Source organism: Streptomyces sp. NPDC002588 (assembly GCF_040295925.1).
Taxonomy (GTDB): Bacteria; Actinomycetota; Actinomycetes; order Streptomycetales; family Streptomycetaceae; genus Streptomyces.
This window is the reverse complement of the sequence record NZ_JBEOWF010000001.1, coordinates 92,885-110,587: the sequence shown is the minus strand read 5'-3', so window position 1 is coordinate 110,587 and position 17,703 is coordinate 92,885. Positions and strand designations below refer to the sequence as shown.

Annotated in this window: 12 protein-coding genes; 11 read left to right on the top strand and 1 reads right to left on the bottom strand. The window is 72.3% G+C overall.

The window, feature by feature from the left end; all coding sequences use genetic code 11:
- Positions 1 to 90 precede the first annotated feature (90 nt).
- From ABT057_RS00480 to ABT057_RS00435, 10 genes are all read left to right on the top strand, one after another.
- On the top strand, positions 91 to 1,056 hold the full coding sequence (locus tag ABT057_RS00480; protein WP_352339925.1) for a carbohydrate ABC transporter permease: 966 nt from the start codon (positions 91 to 93) through the stop codon (positions 1,054 to 1,056).
- An 18-nt stretch (positions 1,057 to 1,074) separates the two neighbouring features.
- Positions 1,075 to 1,992: a carbohydrate ABC transporter permease gene (locus ABT057_RS00475; protein ID WP_352339923.1), complete on the top strand. Its 918-nt coding sequence runs from the start codon at positions 1,075 to 1,077 to the stop codon at positions 1,990 to 1,992.
- Between the two features lie 22 nt (positions 1,993 to 2,014).
- Positions 2,015 to 3,352 (top strand): ABC transporter substrate-binding protein, encoded by a 1,338-nt coding sequence (locus ABT057_RS00470; RefSeq protein ID WP_352339921.1) that lies wholly within the window; start codon positions 2,015 to 2,017, stop codon positions 3,350 to 3,352.
- Between the two features lie 31 nt (positions 3,353 to 3,383).
- The gene (locus ABT057_RS00465; protein ID WP_352339919.1) at positions 3,384 to 4,586 is read left to right on the top strand and encodes a Gfo/Idh/MocA family protein; all 1,203 of its coding nucleotides are present in this window, start codon (positions 3,384 to 3,386) and stop codon (positions 4,584 to 4,586) included.
- 166 nt (positions 4,587 to 4,752) lie between these two features.
- Positions 4,753 to 6,330, top strand: a complete 1,578-nt coding sequence (locus ABT057_RS00460; protein WP_352339917.1) for an acyl-CoA carboxylase subunit beta — start codon at positions 4,753 to 4,755, stop codon at positions 6,328 to 6,330.
- A 35-nt stretch (positions 6,331 to 6,365) separates the two neighbouring features.
- A complete protein-coding gene (locus tag ABT057_RS00455; RefSeq protein ID WP_352339915.1) occupies positions 6,366 to 8,057 on the top strand; it encodes a fatty acyl-AMP ligase in 1,692 nt (563 codons plus the stop codon).
- The gene (locus ABT057_RS00450) at positions 8,054 to 12,043 is read left to right on the top strand and encodes a beta-ketoacyl synthase N-terminal-like domain-containing protein (RefSeq protein ID WP_352339913.1); all 3,990 of its coding nucleotides are present in this window, start codon (positions 8,054 to 8,056) and stop codon (positions 12,041 to 12,043) included. The genes ABT057_RS00455 and ABT057_RS00450 overlap by 4 nt, the downstream gene beginning before the upstream one ends.
- Before the next feature lie 9 nt (positions 12,044 to 12,052).
- Positions 12,053 to 12,991: an alpha/beta hydrolase gene (locus tag ABT057_RS00445; RefSeq protein WP_352339911.1), complete on the top strand. Its 939-nt coding sequence runs from the start codon at positions 12,053 to 12,055 to the stop codon at positions 12,989 to 12,991.
- A gap of 122 nt (positions 12,992 to 13,113) precedes the next feature.
- The gene (locus ABT057_RS00440) at positions 13,114 to 14,337 is read left to right on the top strand and encodes a PucR family transcriptional regulator (RefSeq protein WP_352339909.1); all 1,224 of its coding nucleotides are present in this window, start codon (positions 13,114 to 13,116) and stop codon (positions 14,335 to 14,337) included.
- Positions 14,338 to 14,448: 111 nt separating this feature from the next.
- Positions 14,449 to 15,090, top strand: coding sequence for a cutinase family protein (locus ABT057_RS00435; protein ID WP_352339907.1), 642 nt, complete (start codon positions 14,449 to 14,451; stop codon positions 15,088 to 15,090).
- Positions 15,091 to 15,154: 64 nt separating this feature from the next.
- On the opposite strand, the gene ABT057_RS00430 is transcribed toward ABT057_RS00435, so the two are convergent.
- Positions 15,155 to 16,876, bottom strand: a complete 1,722-nt coding sequence (locus ABT057_RS00430) for a hypothetical protein (protein ID WP_352339905.1) — start codon at positions 16,874 to 16,876, stop codon at positions 15,155 to 15,157.
- A gap of 223 nt (positions 16,877 to 17,099) precedes the next feature.
- Here ABT057_RS00430 and ABT057_RS00425 point away from each other — a divergent pair, with 223 nt between their 5' ends.
- Positions 17,100 to 17,591, top strand: a complete 492-nt coding sequence (locus ABT057_RS00425) for a flavin reductase family protein (protein WP_352339903.1) — start codon at positions 17,100 to 17,102, stop codon at positions 17,589 to 17,591.
- The last annotated feature ends 112 nt before the right edge of the window (positions 17,592 to 17,703 follow it).

Below are 17,703 nucleotides of genomic sequence, written 5' to 3'. Positions count from 1 at the left end.
ATGTTTGCACGCCCCTTGACGGCTGGATTGTTTCGCATCAAAAGTAAGTGCCACCCGAGCACGAGCCGCCGCAAGCGAGGGAGTAGCCCCATGACCATCGCCTCCAGCAGCCCTCCGTCGCGCCTGCCGCTGAGCGGCGCCCAGGGGGCGAAGGGCAGGCCGAGGACACGCCGTACCGCGGCAGGAGAGAGCAGGGGGGACGGACGCCTCGCCGCGGTGTTCATCGCACCGGCACTGCTCGGCTTCCTGGTCTTCCTGCTCTGGCCCACGCTGCGGGGCATCTACCTGAGCTTCACCCGCTACAACCTGCTGACGCCGGCCGAGTGGGTGGGCCTCGACAACTACGTCCGCATGGTCAACGACCCCATCTTCTGGGACTCGTTGAAGGTCACCGTCGAGTACGTCGTCATCAACATCGGTGTCCAGACGGCCGCGGCGCTGGCCGTCGCGGTGCTGCTGCAGCGGCTGACCCGGTCGGCGCTGCTGCGCGGCATCGTGCTCACCCCGTACCTGATGTCGAACGTCGTGGCCGGCGTCGTCTGGCTGTGGATCCTGGACACCCAGCTCGGCATCGGCAACGAGATCGTCTCGGGGCTCGGGTTCGACCGGATCCCGTTCCTGGCGGACGAGACCTGGGCCATCCCGACCATCGCGCTGATCAACGTCTGGCGGCACGTCGGCTACACCGCACTGCTGCTGTTCGCCGGTCTGCAGGCGATCCCGGCCGGGCTCTACGAGGCCGCCAAGGTGGACGGCGCGGGCGAGTGGCGGATGTTCTGGCGGATCACCCTGCCCCTGCTGCGACCGGTGCTCGCCGTCGTGCTGATCATGACGGTGATCGGTTCCTTCCAGGTCTTCGACACCGTCGCCGTGACGACCGCCGGCGGACCGGCCAACGCCACCAACGTGCTCCAGTTCTACATCTACGGCGCAGCCTTCGGCCGTTTCCAGTTCGGCTACGCCTCGGCGATGTCCGTGGCCCTGCTCGTCGTGCTGAGCGCGATCACCTTCGTCCAGTACCGGCTCACCCGGGCCGGCCAGAGCGACCTCGGCTGACGGAAGGGAGCGACCGACATGACTGCCGTGACAACGACGACGACCGTACGGCCCACCTGGCGCCGGCCCTCCATCGGCCGGATCGCGGCCTGGGCGGTGATGACCGCGATCGTGCTGGTCACCCTGCTGCCGTTCTACTGGATCCTGCGCACCGCGCTGTCCACCAACACCGCACTCGCCGCCCACCCCGGCGACCCCTTGCCCGTGGACCTCACGGCCGGCGGCTTCGAACGGGCCCTGGGACTGCAGTCCACCAAGGAGGCGATAGCCCAGGGCGGCTCGGGCGGCGGGCTGAAGTTCTGGCGCTATCTGCTCAACTCCGTGGTCGTCTCGACCCTGATCACCGTCTGCCAGATCCTCTTCTCCGCGATGGCCGCGTACGCCTTCGCGCGGCTGCGGTGGCGCGGCCGGGACACGGTGTTCGGGCTGTTCCTGGCCGGGCTGATGGTACCCGCGATCTTCACCCTGCTGCCGAACTTCGTACTCATCAAGCAACTCGGCCTGGTGGACACCCTGTTGGGCATCGCCCTGCCGACGATGTTCATGACGCCGTTCGCCGTGTTCTTCCTGCGGCAGTTCTTCCTGAACATCCCCCGGGAGGTCGAGGAGGCGGCCCTGCTGGACGGCGCCGGGAAGGTACGGGTCTTCTTCAGGGTCATGCTGCCGATGGCGTCCACGCCCGTCCTCACCCTGGCCGTGCTGACGTACATCACCTCCTGGAACGACTACTTCTGGCCGCTGATGGTGTCCTACAGCGACAGTTCGCGCGTGCTGACGGTGGCACTGGCCATCTTCCGGGCACAGACCCCGCAGACCGGCTACGACTGGTCGGGCCTGATGGCGGCCACGCTGATCGCAGCGCTCCCGATGCTCGTCCTGTTCGGCGTCTTCGCCCGCCGCATCGTCGGCTCCATCAGCTTCACCGGAATCAAGTAAGGGGACAGGTATGCGAGTTCGTATGCGTACGGTCATTGCGCTGACCGGAACTCTGGCGCTGTCCCTGACGGCCGGCTGCGCACAGGGCGGGGCCGCCGGAGCGGGCGCGGACACGGTGACGTACTGGCTGTGGGACGCCAACCAGCTGCCCGCCTACCAGGCCTGCGCGAAGGGCTTCCAGAAGGAGAACCCGGGCCTGAAGGTGAAGATCACCCAGATGGGCTGGAACGACTACTGGACCAAGCTGACCGCGAGCTTCATCGCGGGCACCCAGCCGGACGTCTTCACCGACCACATCCAGAAGTTCGGGCAGTTCGCCGACCTGAAGGTGCTCGAGCCGCTGGACGACCTCGGCATCGACCCGGCGGACTACCAGGCGGGGCTGGCCGACAACTGGACCGGCCAGGACGGCCACCGGTACGGGGCGCCCAAGGACTGGGACACCGTCGCCCTCTTCTACAACCGGAAGCTGACCGAGAAGGCCGGCCTGACCGCCGGGCAGCTCGACGACCTGAGCTGGAACCCCGAGGACGGCGGCACCTTCGAGAAGGCCGTCGCGCATCTGACGGTCGACCGCAACGGCAAGCGCGGCGACGAGCCCGGCTTCGACAGGCACCACGTCAAGGTCTACGGCCTCGCCAGCGGCGGCGGGGGCGACGGCGACGGACAGACGACCTGGAGCAGTTTCGCCGCCTCGGCGGGCTGGACCTACACCGACAAGAAGCGGTGGGGCACCGAGTACCGGTACGACAGCAAGACCTTCCAGTCCACCGTCAAGTGGTTCTTCGGGCTGGCGAAGAAGGGGTACATGGCACCGCTCACGGACTACAGCGAGGGCGCCAACCCGGCCAACGCCCAGCTCGCCTCCGGCAAGGCGGCGACCGCCCTCGACGGGGCGTGGATGATCTCGACGTACTACGGCTTCAAGGACCTGAAGGTCGGCACCGCCGTCACGCCGGCCGGCCCCACCGGCAGGCGCGCCACGATGATGAACGGACTCGCCGACTCCGTCACGAAGAACGCCCGGAACAAACAAGGTGCGTTGCGCTGGGTGAAGTACCTGTCGTCCGACAAGTGCCAGAAGAAGGTCGGGAGTTACGGCATCGTCTTCCCGGCCACCCCGGCCGGCACCGAGGCCGCCGTGGCCGCGTACCGGAAGAAGGGCTACGACGTCTCGGCGTTCACCGACCCGGTCGCCGACAAGAAGGACTTCACCACCTTCTCCTTCCCGATCACCAACTACGCGGCTGACGTGTACGCCCTCATGCACCCCGCCATGCAGGCCGTCTACGGCAACGGCAAACCCGTGAGCAGCCTCGACCAGACCAACGACCAGATCAACCTGATCCTCGACCAGTGACTCGACCACTGAATTGAAGGGCACGCCATCCATGACGTTCTCGATCGGCATCGTCGGCGCCGGCCAGTTCTCCGGCCAGTTCGCCACGCTGTTCCAGGCCCACCCCGGCGTCGGTGACGTGTACGTCACCGATCTGCTGCCGGAGCGGGCCGAGCAGCTCGCCTCGGCCCAGGGGCTGGCCGGCACCTTCCCCTCGTACGAGGCGATGCTGGAGTCACCGGCGGTCGACGCGGTGGCCGTCTTCACCCAGCGCTGGACCCACGGCCCCCTGGTGCTCCAGGGCCTGAACGCCGGCAAGCACGTGTACTCCGCGGTCCCCATGGCGATCACCACGGAGGAGATCGCGGCGATCATCGACGCGGTCAAGGCGACCGGACTGACGTACATGATGGGGGAGACCAGCCAGTACAACCCGGCCACGGTCCACGCCCGCAACCAGATCGCCAAGGGCGCCTTCGGACGGCTCTTCTACGCCGAGGGCGACTACGTGCACGACATGGACCTGGGGTTCTACGAGGCGTACCGGTACAGCGGCGGGGACAACTGGAAGGCGACCGCCAGCTATCCGCCCCTGCTGTACCCGACGCACTCGGTGGGCGGGGTACTGGGCGCCTGGCAGACGCACGCGGTGAGCGTGTCGGCCATCGGGGTGGCCGACGACCGGGGTGACGGTGTCTTCGACCGGTCGGTCAGCCAGTTCGACAACGACTTCTCCAACGCCACGGCACTGTTCGAGGTGGCGGGCGGCGGGGCCTTCCGTACGAACGAGTTCCGGCGGGTGGGCTACCCCTCGCACATCCGGGAGTCGCGCTTCCGGTTCTTCGGCACGGAGGCGAGCATGGAGCAACTCGCCACGGCCGCTCTCTGGCAGGACAAGAACGGGGTCGAGGACATAAGCGAGCTCCTCGAACCCAAGCCCACCATGGCGCCCGACGACCCCTCCCTCCAGCACATCGCGCCGGAGCTGCGGGCCGCCTTCACCTCCGGCTCTGCGCCCGTGCACGACCGGTCGCGGCTGCCCCGGGAGTTCGACAACCTGCACAACGGGCACGAGGGCAGCCACCACTTCCTGGTGGACGACTTCGTCACCGCGGTCACCACCCGCACCCTGCCGTCGGTGAACGCGTGGACGGCGGCCCGCTACACCCTGCCGGGCATCATCGCCCACCAGTCCGCGCGGCAGGGCGGGGCCCGACTGGAGATCCCGGACTTCGGAGCCGCGCCGGAGGCCTGACCCGTCCCGTCAGCGCAGTCCCGTCCGCCCGTCGGCCGTCGGTCCCTTGTCACGTCACGACGAACCTCCGTCCCCCAGGACTCATCTCCCGCAAACAGAGCGGCGATCACCTGGGGACGCTCCCGCATCGCTGCCATATTCGAGAACCACTTCGGAGGTGGCAGCGATGCGCGAGGCGACGACATCCCGGACGGCGCGGACGACACAGACGACACAGACGGCGGATCGCACCGCCGCACGCCTGGCGGACCTGGCGAACCGGCACTCACAGGCGGTGGCGGCGGGCCCGCCGAGGAGAGCCGGGGCCCTGAGCGCCCGGGAGCGGATCGAACGGCTGGTGGACGAGGGCTCCTTCACGGAGACCGGGCTGTTCGTCCGGGCCCGGCCCACGGGGGAGGACGGCCGCCGGCCCTATGGCGACGGAGTCGTCACCGGGTACGGCACGGTCGACGGACGGCCGGTGTGTGTGTTCGCCCAGGACTCCACGGTCTTCGGCGGCAGCATGGGCGAGGCGTTCGGCGAGAAGACCGTGGCCCTCATGGACCTCGCGCTGAAGACCGGCTGTCCCGTCATCGGTCTCAACGACTCCGGCGGCGCCCGCATCCAGGAGGGCGTCGCCTCGCTGGCCCTCTACGCCGAGCTGGTCCGCCGCAATGTGCGGGCGTCCGGGGTCGTCCCGCAGATCTCGGTGATCCTCGGCCCCTGCGCCGGCGGAGCCGCGTACTCGCCTGCCATCACCGACTTCACCGTGATGGTGGACGGCGTCTCGCACATGTTCGTCACCGGGCCCGACGTCATCGAGGCCGTCACCGGCGAACGCACCACCGCCGAGGAACTGGGCGGCGCCCGCGCCAGCAACTCCGTCAACGGCAACGCCCACTTCCTCGCCGCCGACGAGGAGGACGCTCTCGACACCGTACGCGACCTGCTGTCGTACCTCCCGGCCAACAACCTCGGGCGGCCGCCGGAGTACGCGCCCGGCGGCGCCCCCGCCGACGACCGCCTCGACCGGGTCGTCCCCGACCGGCCCGGGCAGGCCTACGACATGCGCGACATCCTGCACGCGCTCGTCGACGACGGCGAACTGCTCCAGGTGCAGGAGCTGTTCGCCCCGAACATCATCTGCGCCCTGGCCCGGATCGAGGGCGCCACCGTCGGCGTCGTCGCCAATCAGCCGCTGCACTCCGCCGGTGTCCTCGACATCGACGCCTCCGAGAAGGCCGCGCGGTTCGTACGGTTCTGCGACGCGTTCGGCATACCGCTGCTGACCTTCGCCGACGTCCCCGGCTACCTCTCCGGCGTCAGCCAGGAGCAGGCCGGCATCATCCGCCGCGGCGCCAAACTCCTCTACGCGTACGCCGAGGCGACCGTCCCCAAGATCACGGTGGTGGTCCGCAAGGCGTACGGCGGCGGGTACGCGGTGATGGGTTCCAAGCATCTCGGCGCCGACCTCAACCTCGCCTGGCCCACCGCCCGCATCGCCGTCATGGGCGCGGAGGGTGCCGTAGGAGTACTGCACCGGCGTGAACTCGCCGCCGCCGACGACCCCGAGGCGCTGCGCGCCCGCCTGGTCGCCGCGTACGAGGCCACCCACGGGACGCCGTACCCCGCCGCCGAACGCGGCTACGTCGACGCCGTCATCGCCCCCCGCGACACGCGCGCGCAGCTGTGCCGCGCCCTGAGAGCCCTGCGCGGCAAACGCGCCCCGATGCCGGAACGCCGGCACGGCAACATCCCGCTCTGATCCGCCCGACACCGTGACGTGAGGAGCAACGCCCGATGGACGACAGCCGGACTCTCCCCGAGTACGTACGGCACTGGGCCGAAACCACCCCCGACCGCCGGGCGTTCACGTTTGTCGAACACCCCGTCCCGAACGCACGCGGCATCCACCGCACCCTGACCTGGCGACGCCTGGACCAGAGGGTACGAGCGGTCGCCGCGCGGCTCGCCGAGGAGGCCGAGCCCGGGGCGCGGGTCGCACTGCTGTGCCCCCAGGGTTTGGACTACGTCACCGGCTTCCTGGCGGCGCTGACGGCCGGGCTGGTCGCCGTACCGCTGTATCCTCCCGGCCTGCCCGGGCAGGGGGACCGGCTCGTCGGGGTGCTGGCCGACGCCCGTCCCGCCGCCGTGGTGACCACCAGCCCTGCCCTGGAGCAGGTGGCGGAGCACTGCGAACGCGCGAACGTGGCCGTGATCGCGGCGGACCTGGTCCCCGACAGCGCCGCCCGGGACCGGCCCGCGCCCGTGCCGGACCCCGGGACGACCGCCTATCTGCAGTACACCTCCGGATCCACCCGTGCCCCGGCGGGCGTGGAGATCACCCACGCCAACGTGGCCGCCAACGCCCGCCAGGCGCTGACCGCCTACGGCGCCGACACGGATCCGGTGACCTGCGTGGGCTGGCTGCCGCTCTACCACGACATGGGCCTCGTGCTGAGCGTCGCCGCCCCCGTCGTACGGGGGCTGCTGTCGGTCCTCATGGACCCCGCCGCGTTCCTGCACGAGCCGGCCCGCTGGCTGCGGCTGCTCGCCGCGCACCCGCGCACGGTGAGTGCCGCGCCCAACTTCGCCTACGACTACTGCGCCGCCGCCGTCACCGAGGCGCAGAAGGCGGACCTGCGGCTGGACGGCGTCGCCGCGCTGATCAACGGCAGCGAACCGGTCCGGCCCGCCACCGCCGACCGCTTCCACGCGGCGTTCGCCGCCCAGGGGCTCGCCGCCGACACCCACTGTCCGTCGTACGGGCTCGCCGAGGCCACCGTCTTCGTGAGCGCGGCCCGTCCCGGGGAGCCCCTGCGCCGGTTCACGCTCGACCGCGACGCCCTCGCCGCCGGCAAGGCCCTGCCCGCGCGACCCGACGACCCCCACGGCGTGCCGCTGGCGGGCTGCGGCACCCCTGCGGGACAGGAGGTCCGGGTCGTCGATCCCGTCTCCTGCGCCGTCCTGTCCGACGGGGAGGTCGGCGAGATCCGGGTGCGGGGGCCGAATGTGGGGCGCGGCTACTGGAACGGCGGCGAGCACTTCGGGGAGCACTCGGGCGGCTGGCTGCGCACCGGTGACCTGGGAACGGTGCTGGACGGTCAGTTGATCGTCACCGGCCGGCTGAAGGACCTCATCGTCGTCGACGGCCGCAACCACTACCCGCAGGATGTGGAGGCCACGGTCCAGGAGGCGCATCCGGCGGTGCGGCGCGACCGGCTGGCCGCCTTCGGCACGGCGGGCGACGACGGTGAACGCGTGGTCGTCGTCGCCGAGCACACCCGGGCCGCACGCTTCGCCGAGATCGACGTACCGGCCCTGGCGCGGGCCGTGCGCGCGGCGGTGTCCGTCCGGCACGGGCTGCGGCTCGCCGACGTCGTCCTCGTACCGCCGGGCACCGTGCCCCGGACGTCGAGCGGCAAGGTGTCGCGTGCCCTGACCCGGGCCCGGTATCTGGCGGGCGCCTACCCGGCGGAGGGCGCGCGATGAGCTCCGCGGACGCGGACGCGCTGCGGCGCCTGATCGCGGAACGGATCGCCGGGTGGACCGGCGGCGAAGCACCGACGGACGTGCCGCTGGCCGACCTCGGCATGTCCTCGCGGGACGCGGTCGTCCTGGCCGGGGAGCTGTCGGCGGCGACGGGACGTGAGCTGCCGGCGACGCTGCTCTGGGCGGCGCCGACGGTGGAAGCGCTGGTGGCGCATGTGTGCGGCGACGCCGAGGAGCGGCCCGTGCCCGAAGTCCGGGCGGCGCCCGACGAGCCCGTCGCGGTCATCGGGGTCGGCTGCCGGCTGCCGGGCGGGGTGCGCGGCCCGGCCGACTACTGGCGGCTGCTGGTCGACGGGGTCGACGCGATCGGACGGGTCCCCGGGGACCGCTGGCGCGACTTCACCGCCTTCCCGCCCGCCGACGCCCCCGTGTACGGCGGCTACCTCGACGACATCGCCGGCTTCGACGCCGACTTCTTCCGCATCAGCCCGCGCGAGGCCGCGGTGATGGACCCTCAGCAGCGGATCCTCCTGGAGGTCGTCCGCGAGACCCTCGACCACGCCGCCGTGCCGGTCACCGCCCTGGCCGGCTCGGCCACCGGTGTCTTCGTCGGGATCTCCGCCCCGGAGTACGGACAGCTCACCGGCGCCGACGCGGCCGCCGTCGACCCGTGGGCCCCGGCGGGCGCGGCGCTCAGTGTGGCCGCGGGCCGACTGGCCTACGTCCTGGACACCCGCGGGCCGTGCATGGCCGTCGACACCGCCTGTTCGTCGTCCCTCGTCGCCGTCCACCAGGCCTGTGTCAGCCTGCGCACCGGCGAGAGCGACACGGCGATCGCCGCGGGGGTCAATCTGCTGCTGTCGCCCGTCGTCGGAACCGCGTTCGAGCGGGCGGGCGCTCTGGCTCCCGACGGGCACTGCAAGCCGTTCTCCACGGCCGCCGACGGCATCGGGCGCGGCGAGGGCTGCGCTGCCGTACTCCTCAAACGGCTGTCCGACGCCGAGCGGGACGGCGACCGCGTCCTTGCCGTCGTCCGCGCCACCGCGGTGAACTCCGACGGCCGCTCCAACGGTCTGCTGGCCCCCAACCCCTCAGCCCAGCAAGCCCTGTTGAGGACGGCCTACGCGCGGGCCGGACTGGCCCCGTCCCACCTCGATCTCGTCGAGGCGCACGGCACCGGTACCCCGCTCGGCGACCCGATCGAGGCGGGCGCGCTCGGCGCGGTCCTGGGCGCGGGACGCGACCCCGACCAGCCGCTGCTGCTCGGATCCGTCAAGGGCAACCTCGGCCATCTGGAGTCCGCGGCGGGCCTCGCCGGCCTGGTGAAGACGGTCCTCGCGCTCCACCACGACCTCGTCCCGCCGTCGCTGCACTGCGCGCACGGCAGCGCCCTGGACGACGTACGGCTGCGGGTGGTGACCGAGCCCGAGCCGTGGCCCCGCTACGGCGGCACGGCCACCGCCGGGGTCTCGGGATTCGGGTTCGGCGGCACCAACGCCCATGCCGTACTGGAGGAATGGCGGCCCGACGTCCTGCCTCCCCCGGTCGAGGAGCCGGCCGCGCGCCTGCACCTCCTCTCCGACGTCGACACCGGGCGGGTCCGGGACACCGCCGCCCGGCTCGCCGCCTGGCTGCGCACGCCCGAAGGAGGCCGAGCCCGCCGGGCCGACGTGGCCCGCACCCTTGCCGGGCGCACCGGCCGGGGAACCGTGCGGGCCGCGGTCGTCGCGCGCGACCGGGACGAACTGGCCGACGCCCTGGGCGCGTTGGCGCAAGGCCGGCCGGACGCCCGGGTGGCCACCGGCGACGGCGACCGCATCGGACGCGGCCCGGTGTGGGTGTTCTCCGGGTACGGCAGCCAGTGGCCGGGCATGGGGCGGCGTCTGCTGGCCGAGGAACCGGAGTTCGCCGCGGCCGTGGAGAAGCTCGACGCCCAGCTCGCCGACGAGTTCGGCTTCTCCTTCCACGACCGGCTGGCGTCCGGCGGGGACCTCGACCGCCTTCAGGTCGCCCAGCCCGTCCTGTTCGGGCTGCAGTTGGCGCTGGCCGAGTTGTGGCGGGCCCACGGCGCCGAACCCGCCGCCGTGATCGGCCACTCCCTGGGCGAGGTGGCCGCCGCCGTCTGCGCGGGCGCCCTGGACGTGCCGGACGCCGCCCGCGTCGTCGCCGTACGGGCCCGGCTGCTGAGCGGACTGCACGGCGGCGCGATGGCCGTCGTGGACCTCGACGACGACGAACTCGACCACCTGGAAGGGGACTTCCCGGGCGTGCGGGTCGCCGTGCACTCCTCGCCCCGGCAGAAGGTCGTCACCGGCGACGAGGCCGCCGTCACCCGGCTCGTGGGCCGGCTCGAGGAGCGGGGGCGCACCGCACGGGTCATGCGGGTCGTCGGCGCCGGACACTCCCCTCAGGTGGACCCGCTGCTGCCGGAACTGACCGGCGCCCTGTCCGACATCCGGGGCCGGCGTCCGCGTGTCCCGGTCTACTCCACCGTCCTCGACGACCCGCGCGGCGACTGCGCGTTCGACGCCGGGCACTGGGCCGCCAACCTGCGCCGCCCGGTGCGCCTCGACCGGGCCCTCGCGGCAGCCGCGGCCGACGGCCACACCGCCTTCGTCGAGATCTCGCCGCATCCGGTCCTGGCCCGTTCGATCACCGACACCGTGCCCGGCGCCCTCGCCGTGGGCACGCTCCGCCGCGCCGCGGACACGTCCGCCGCGTTCCTGTCGGAGGTGGGCGCCCTGTACGCCGCGGGCCTGCCCCTGCCGCCGCCGTCCGGCCGTGTCGTCGACGTGCCCGTACCGCGCTGGCGGCCCGTCCGATACTGGTGGACGGACGGCCGGGCGGCCGTTCCGACGCCCACGGCGGACCGATGGACGGAGCCGGACCCACGGGCCGAACCCGCCGAGCCGGCCGGCGTCTCCGCTTCGGTCACGGCCCGTCTGACCCGGCACATCGCCGCCGTCACCGGCCATCCGGCGGCCCGCATCACACCCGCCACACCGCTGTCCGACCTCGGTCTGGACTCCCTGATGGCCGTCCGTGTCCGCACCGCCGTGGAACACGACTTCCGGATCGAACTGCCGCTGCGCGACCTGCTCACCGCCGCCACGGTCGCCGAGGCCGCCGACCGCATCCGACGGACGACGGGCGCGTCCTCCCCGCTGCGGGCCCTGCGCACCACCGGATCCCGGCCCCCGCTGTTCCTGTTCCACGCGGCCGGCGGCCCCACGAGCGTCTACCGCGCGCTCGCCGAACGGCTGGGCGACGAGCGTCCGGTGCACGGACTGGAACGGCTGGACGACGCCCGTACCGTGCCGGAGAAGGCGAGCCGCTACGCCGAGGCCGTCACCGCCGCCCACCCGACCGGGCCCGTGCTGCTGGGCGGCTGGTCCTTCGGCGGCTTCCTCGCCCAGGAGACGGCACGCCGTCTCACCGCCGACGGACGAGACGTGCGGCTGGTGGTGCTCATCGACTCCGTACGGCCCCTCCCCGGCCCCGACCGCGTCCGCGCGCACCTCACGGGCTTCGCCCGTCACATCGCCGACACGTACGGCGTCGAACTGCGGCTGCCGTACGACGAACTCGTGGCGACGCAGGACGACGCCGAGCGCATCGACCTGGTCCTGCGGGCCCTGAGCGGGGTGGTGGACGTACCGGCCGCCGCGCTGGAGCACCAGCGTGCCTCCTACCTGGACCTCAGGGTCGGCGAGGCCCACCGTCCCGGCCGCCACGACGGCCCGGTGGTCCTGTACCGGGCCACCGAACCGGCCCCGCACACCGTGCGCGACCCGGCCTACGAACGGGACGACGAGGCCCTCGGCTGGGACGAGGTGTGCCAGGACCTGACGGTCGTACCGGTCCCGGGGCACCACCTGTCGCTGCTCGACCCGCCACACGTCGACGAGCTCGCCGCCCATCTGCGGCGCACGCTCGCCGCGGCGGACAGCGCCGACCGAGGAGTTCGACGAGCCCGAGGATCCTGAGGAGCCGCCATGCCGCATCACACCCCCGGAATGTCCCGACGCGCCGTCACCAGGGCGGCGGTCACGGGTCTTGCCGCCCTTCTCGGCGCCGGCGCCGCCGCACGCGCCCGGGCCGCCACCCAGGTCGGACCGCGCACCTTCGACGTGTCCGTGTCCTCCCCGGCCCTGGGACGCACCGCGCCGGTCCGGCTGATCCTGCCGTCGGACTTCGACGCCCGGCCGACGCGGACCTACCCGGTCCTGTACCTCCTGCACGGCGCCCACGACGACTACACGTCCTGGACCCGGGAGACCGACATCGAGGCGTTCACCGAGGGCCGCGACCTCATCGTGGCCATGCCCGACGCGGGCCCCACCGGCATCCCCACCGCCTGGAGAAGTGGTCCCGACTACGAGACCTTCCAGATTCAGGAGGTCCCGGCGCTGCTGGCCCGCGACTACCGGGCGTCCGGGGTACGGGTCGTCGCCGGGGTCTCCACCGGCGGCTACGGCGCGATGGCGCACGCGGCCCGCCATCCGGGCGTGTTCGCCGCGGCGGCCTCCTACAGCGGCATCCTCGACACCACCGCCCCCGGTGTGCCCACCCTGGTGGACGCCATCGTGGCCCGCGAGAACCTGCTGCCTCTCTCCCTCTGGGGCAACCCGGTCCTCAACGCCCTGACCTGGCGCGACTTCAACCCGCGCGCCCGCGCCACCGGACTGCGCGGCACACCCCTGTACGTCTCCAACGGCAGCGGGATACCCGGCGACCTCGGCGACTGGCTGCCCGGGGCGCTGGAGAGCACCCTCTGGCCGTCCGCGCACCTCTTCACCGACTTCCTCGCACTCCTGGGCATCCCGGTCACCACGCACTACTACACGGGGGGAGGACACAGCTGGACCTACTGGAAGCGGGAGTTCACCGCCTCGTGGCCGATGCTCGCCGGTGCGCTGGGAGTGGCGGAGTGACGCCGGTGCAGCCGGGGCACGGAACGGAGCGCAGGGGCCGTCCGTCCAACACGGGACGTCCCCCTCGTCCCACGGGCAACAGCGCGTGGGCGAGCCGCCTCCGGGTGAAAGGAGTGTCCGTCGTGGCCGGCCCCACACCGCGCGGCGTGCCCACCGACTCCGCGGCCGCCTCTGTTCCGAAGGACCTCGCCGATCTGCTGCGCGCCCAGCTGGAGGGCGTCGCCGACGAGGTGGAGGAGGAGGTCCGCAGACAGGTCCCCGAGTACGCGCGGCCGGGCGACGGGGCCTACGGCCGTAATCTGCGGGCCGGGGTGGTGCAGGCGCTCACGCTGTTCGTCGACCACATAGCCGACCCGCGCGGCCAGTCGGCCGCCATCGCCGCGACCTACTACGAACTCGGGCGCGGCGAGGCCGTCGAGGGCCGCAGCCTGGACGCCCTGCAGTCCGCGTTACGGGTGGGCGGCCTGCACGCCTGGCGGCTGATGGGCTGCACGGCGGAGGAACTCGGGCTGGACTCGACGGTCGTGGCCGCGCTCGGCGAACTGGCGTTCCGGACCGTGCACGAGGTCGCGGAGGCGGCCGCCGCGGGCTACGCGGAGGCGCAGTCGCACAGCACGGACGAGCTGGAACGGCGCCGCGGACGCCTGCTGGATCTCCTGCTGGGCGACGGGCCGGTGTCCCCGGAGGCGGTGCAGGACCTGGCGCACGGCGCACGCTGGCGGGTGCCCGCGCGGGTAGCCGTCGTCACCCTGGCGGCCGCCGCGGACCCGAACACGGGGGAGCGGCCGCCGGCGATTCCCGGCGCCCTGGCCGACATGGAGTCCCGGCCGCCGCGCGTCCTGCTGCCGGACCCGGACGCCTCCGGCCGGTTCGGCGGCCGATCGTTCGTCCTCGGTCTCCAGGGCCGCCCCGCGGCGATCGGCCCGACGGTCCCCGTCACCGAGGCCGCCCAGTCCCTGCGCTGGGCCACGCGTGCCCTGGGGCTGATGGGCCGCGGGATCCTGCCCCGGCAGGGCGTGGTGCGCTGCGCCGACCACCTGTCCACCCTGCTGCTGCACAGCGACGAGCAGCTGCTCGCCCGGGTTCAGGCGCGCGCCCTCGCGCCCCTCGACGCCGCTTCCGGGGGACAGCGCGCCCGGCTGGCCGAGACGCTGCTGGCCTGGCTGCTCAGCGGCAGCAACGTGCCCGATGTCGCCGCCCGGCTCCACATCCACCCGCAGACGGTCCGCTACCGCCTGCGCCAGCTGGAGAAGCTCTTCGGCGACGCCCTGCACGACCCCGACACCCGCCTCGACCTGATTATCGCCCTGCGCTCCGCCGCACCGACACTAACTTCGAAACAATAACGAGCGGGATTTCTGAATTCCCGTCCATAACACCAGTCCGGGATACGCGAATACCTTCGGGACCGTCCTTTTCATCAGGCGCTTCACGCGCCCCACCCGCAAAGGATCCCCATGCGTATCCGCTTGTGCCTCGCCGCGCTCTCGCTTGTCGGCGGGGCCGGACTGGCCACCCTGCCGGCCCCCACAGCCTCGGCCGCCACCTGCTCGGACATCGACGTCGTGGCGGCCCGCGGCACTTTCGAACCGGGCACCCTCGGCCTGATCGTGGGCGACCCGGTGTTCTCCGCGCTCCAGAAGAAACTGACGGGAAAAAACCTTTCCAGCTACGCGGTGAACTATCCCGCGGACCTCTCCCTCACCTCCGCCGCGCAGGGAAACGCGGACCTGGTGAACCATGTCAGGACGCAGGCGGCGGCCTGCCCGAGTCAGCGTTTCATTCTCGTCGGCTATTCGCAGGGCGCGAACGTCGTCGACAACTCCATCGGAATCAGCAGCGCGGGCGCGGTCGTCGGCAGCCCCATCGTGGCGACCCTGCCCGCGGCGGTCGAGCCGAAGGTCGCCGCCGTGCTGCTCTTCGGCAACCCGATCCGGGCCCTCGGCAAGAGCGTCACCGGCACCTACCAGAGCCGCACCATCGACTTCTGCGCCACCGGCGACCCCATCTGCGAGAACGGCGGCGACGACGTCCTGGCGCACCTCGGCTACACCTCCGACGCCACCGCGGCGGCGACATTCGCCGCGAGCAAGGTCTGAACCGGCCGTACGGGGAAGGGGCCCGGGAGGAGTCTCCTCCCGGGCCCCTTCTGCCGGGTCCGGTCTACTGGGGCGACCTGGCGAACGCGGCGAGGCTGCCGGAGACGGGCTCGGGCCGGCCGTCGTTCTGCACGGGCGCCGCGGTCAGCACGTCGAGGTGCTGGTAGCCGGGGGCCACCACGGGGTGCAGATCGGCCGGGACACGGCCGGCGAGCAGCCCGTCGCCCGCGAGCACCGTGAGCGTGGGCCGGGCCGTCAGCCCCTCCGGATGCACGAGGAGCCTCTGCACCTGCGGCGAGGTGGCCAGTTCGATGTCGGTCACCAGCTTGGTCGGGAAGTACTGCTCGGTGAAGTCGAGCGGCTGCTCCACCAGACTGCGCGCCAGCTCCTGGAGGTCGGTGACCTCCTTGCCCGCGGCGGTGAACGGCGTGCCGTCGGCGGACCGGTACCCGGGGTCGTCGGCGTCGCCGACACGGTCGTACTCGCGCCAGGTGTACAGCGGCCCGTGCGGTTGCGCGGGGATGGCCTTGTACTCGACGCCGAACAGCTGCGTCGGCTGCGAACTGCCGTTGGCGGCGGGGAAGTTCTTGTCCGTGATCGGCCCGCCGTCGAAGAGCCCCACGCTGCTCTGCAGGAACGCCAGCGGGACGGAGTTGTCGTCCATCAGCGCCCCGAGCACCGCGGCGTTGGTGAGCCGGAAGTCCTTCACGCCGGGCGAGCCGGTGAGGAACGTGGCGGTGTCCTCGGAGAACAGGAACCGGTTGGTGGCCTCGATGTTGACGTCGGACGGCAGATAGGACGGGAGGTCCGCCTCGCCCTCCGGGTCCTGGAGGGCGCCCACGCCGGCGATGGCGAGCAGGGTCATGGTCGCCGGGTTGAGCAGGACCGGCGCGGACAGCGAGCGGGGCAGCACCCCGGTGTCCAGCCCCGCCTGCACCGCCGCGTAGCCGAGCCCGACGTCCGGCAGGCCGGTGTCGTCCGGAATGCTGCCGCTCAGGTCGGCCAGCGAGGTGGAGATCGTCGTGTCGAGGGCGAAGTACCCGGCGCACTGGTTCTGTCCCGCGTCCGCCGTCGTGGCGGGGTCGCCGTCGAAGTCGGCCGCGGCGAAGAACCCGGTGACCACCCCGCCCAGCGAGTGGCCGCCGCACAGCACCTTCTCCCGGCGTGCCGCCTGGTCGGGCAGCTCCCGGGTGAGCAGGTCGTACTCGTCCCGCACGGTCTGTTCGATCCCGAGTTTCGCCATCCACCCGAGCCGGTCGTTCCCGGCGAACCCGTCGAAGGTCCGGCCGTCGACCGCCCTGCCCCGGTAGTAGTAGTCGACGGCCGTGTGCTGGTCGCCGGAGGCGATGCCGGTCCGGTCCTCCAGACAGTTGGAGCGCCGGTCCAGTGCCCAGAACTCGATGTGCCGACCCTCGGCGGCGGCCTTGGCGACGGTCTGCCGCGCGACGCTGTCGAACGCCCCCGCACCCTCCAGGATGCCCGGCTGGGCCACGAGGATCCGGTCGGCGTCGGCCGACGCCTCCGGTCCGCCGGCCGAGCGATAGCGCAGGTACGACAGCCAGTCGCACGCCGCCGGACGGGTGCCGAACGACGGCGGCAACGGCACCTTCACCCGCACCGTCGTCTCGGTCACGCCGTCGGCCGGGTGCGTGGACGCCACGGGCGTCTCGGTCCGTGCGCCGGCGCCCTGGGCGTCCGGGGCGGCTGCGGTGAGCGCCCCCGAGGTCAGCAGCACCGCCAACGCGGCGCTGCGCCAGGTCCTTCCTCTGCTGCGACTCGTGTTCATAGCCGGACGGTAGAGCCGTCGAAAGCCCGTGGTCCGGCGGTGCTCACAAGAACGCAGCGCCCGGGACCGCCCTTGTCACCGGCCGCAGAGAACGGGAAGGCAGGAGTAGGACAAGATTCCCTGGGTAGTCGCGCCGTGTCGGTGGGGAAGCGGCGGAGCGCCTGGGGAGGTCGACGCCGCTTCCCCGCCCACCGTCCCGCCGCAGGTCTTGAGGGGCACTCGCATGGTGGACATGGACGCGTTCATCGACCGGCTGAACCCCGACATGTGCGTGGTGACGGCCGCGGCCGGCGGCGAGCGGGCGGGCTGCCTGGTGGGGTTCGCCTCACAGTGCTCCATGCGGCCGGTGCGGTTCGTGGTGTGGCTGTCGAAGGTGAACCGGACCTATGAGGTGGCCCGTGCCGCCGACTTCCTCGCCGTGCACCTGCTGACACCGGAGCAGCACGGACTGGCCGCCCTGTTCGGCGGCGAGACCGGTGACCGGGTGGACAAGTTCGCGCACACGGCCTGGACCGAGGGCCACGGCGGGGCCGTCGTCCTGCGGGAGGCGTGCGCTTGGTTCGTCGGCGGGATCGGGGAGCGGATCGACGGGGGCGACCACGTCGGCTTCGTCCTGGAGCCCGTTCAGTGCGGCGAGCACGGGAAGGCCGACGGCCGGTCGCTGCTGCGGCTCGCGGACACCCTCACCATCACCCCCGGGCACCCCGTGGACTGACCTGTCGCTCACCCCGGGCCTGACCGGCGGTCGGGCCGAAGGGTTGATTCCGGTCATGCGCCCGCGTATAAATAAGCAACTTTCTTTCTTACAGAGTGCTGATGGCGCGCTG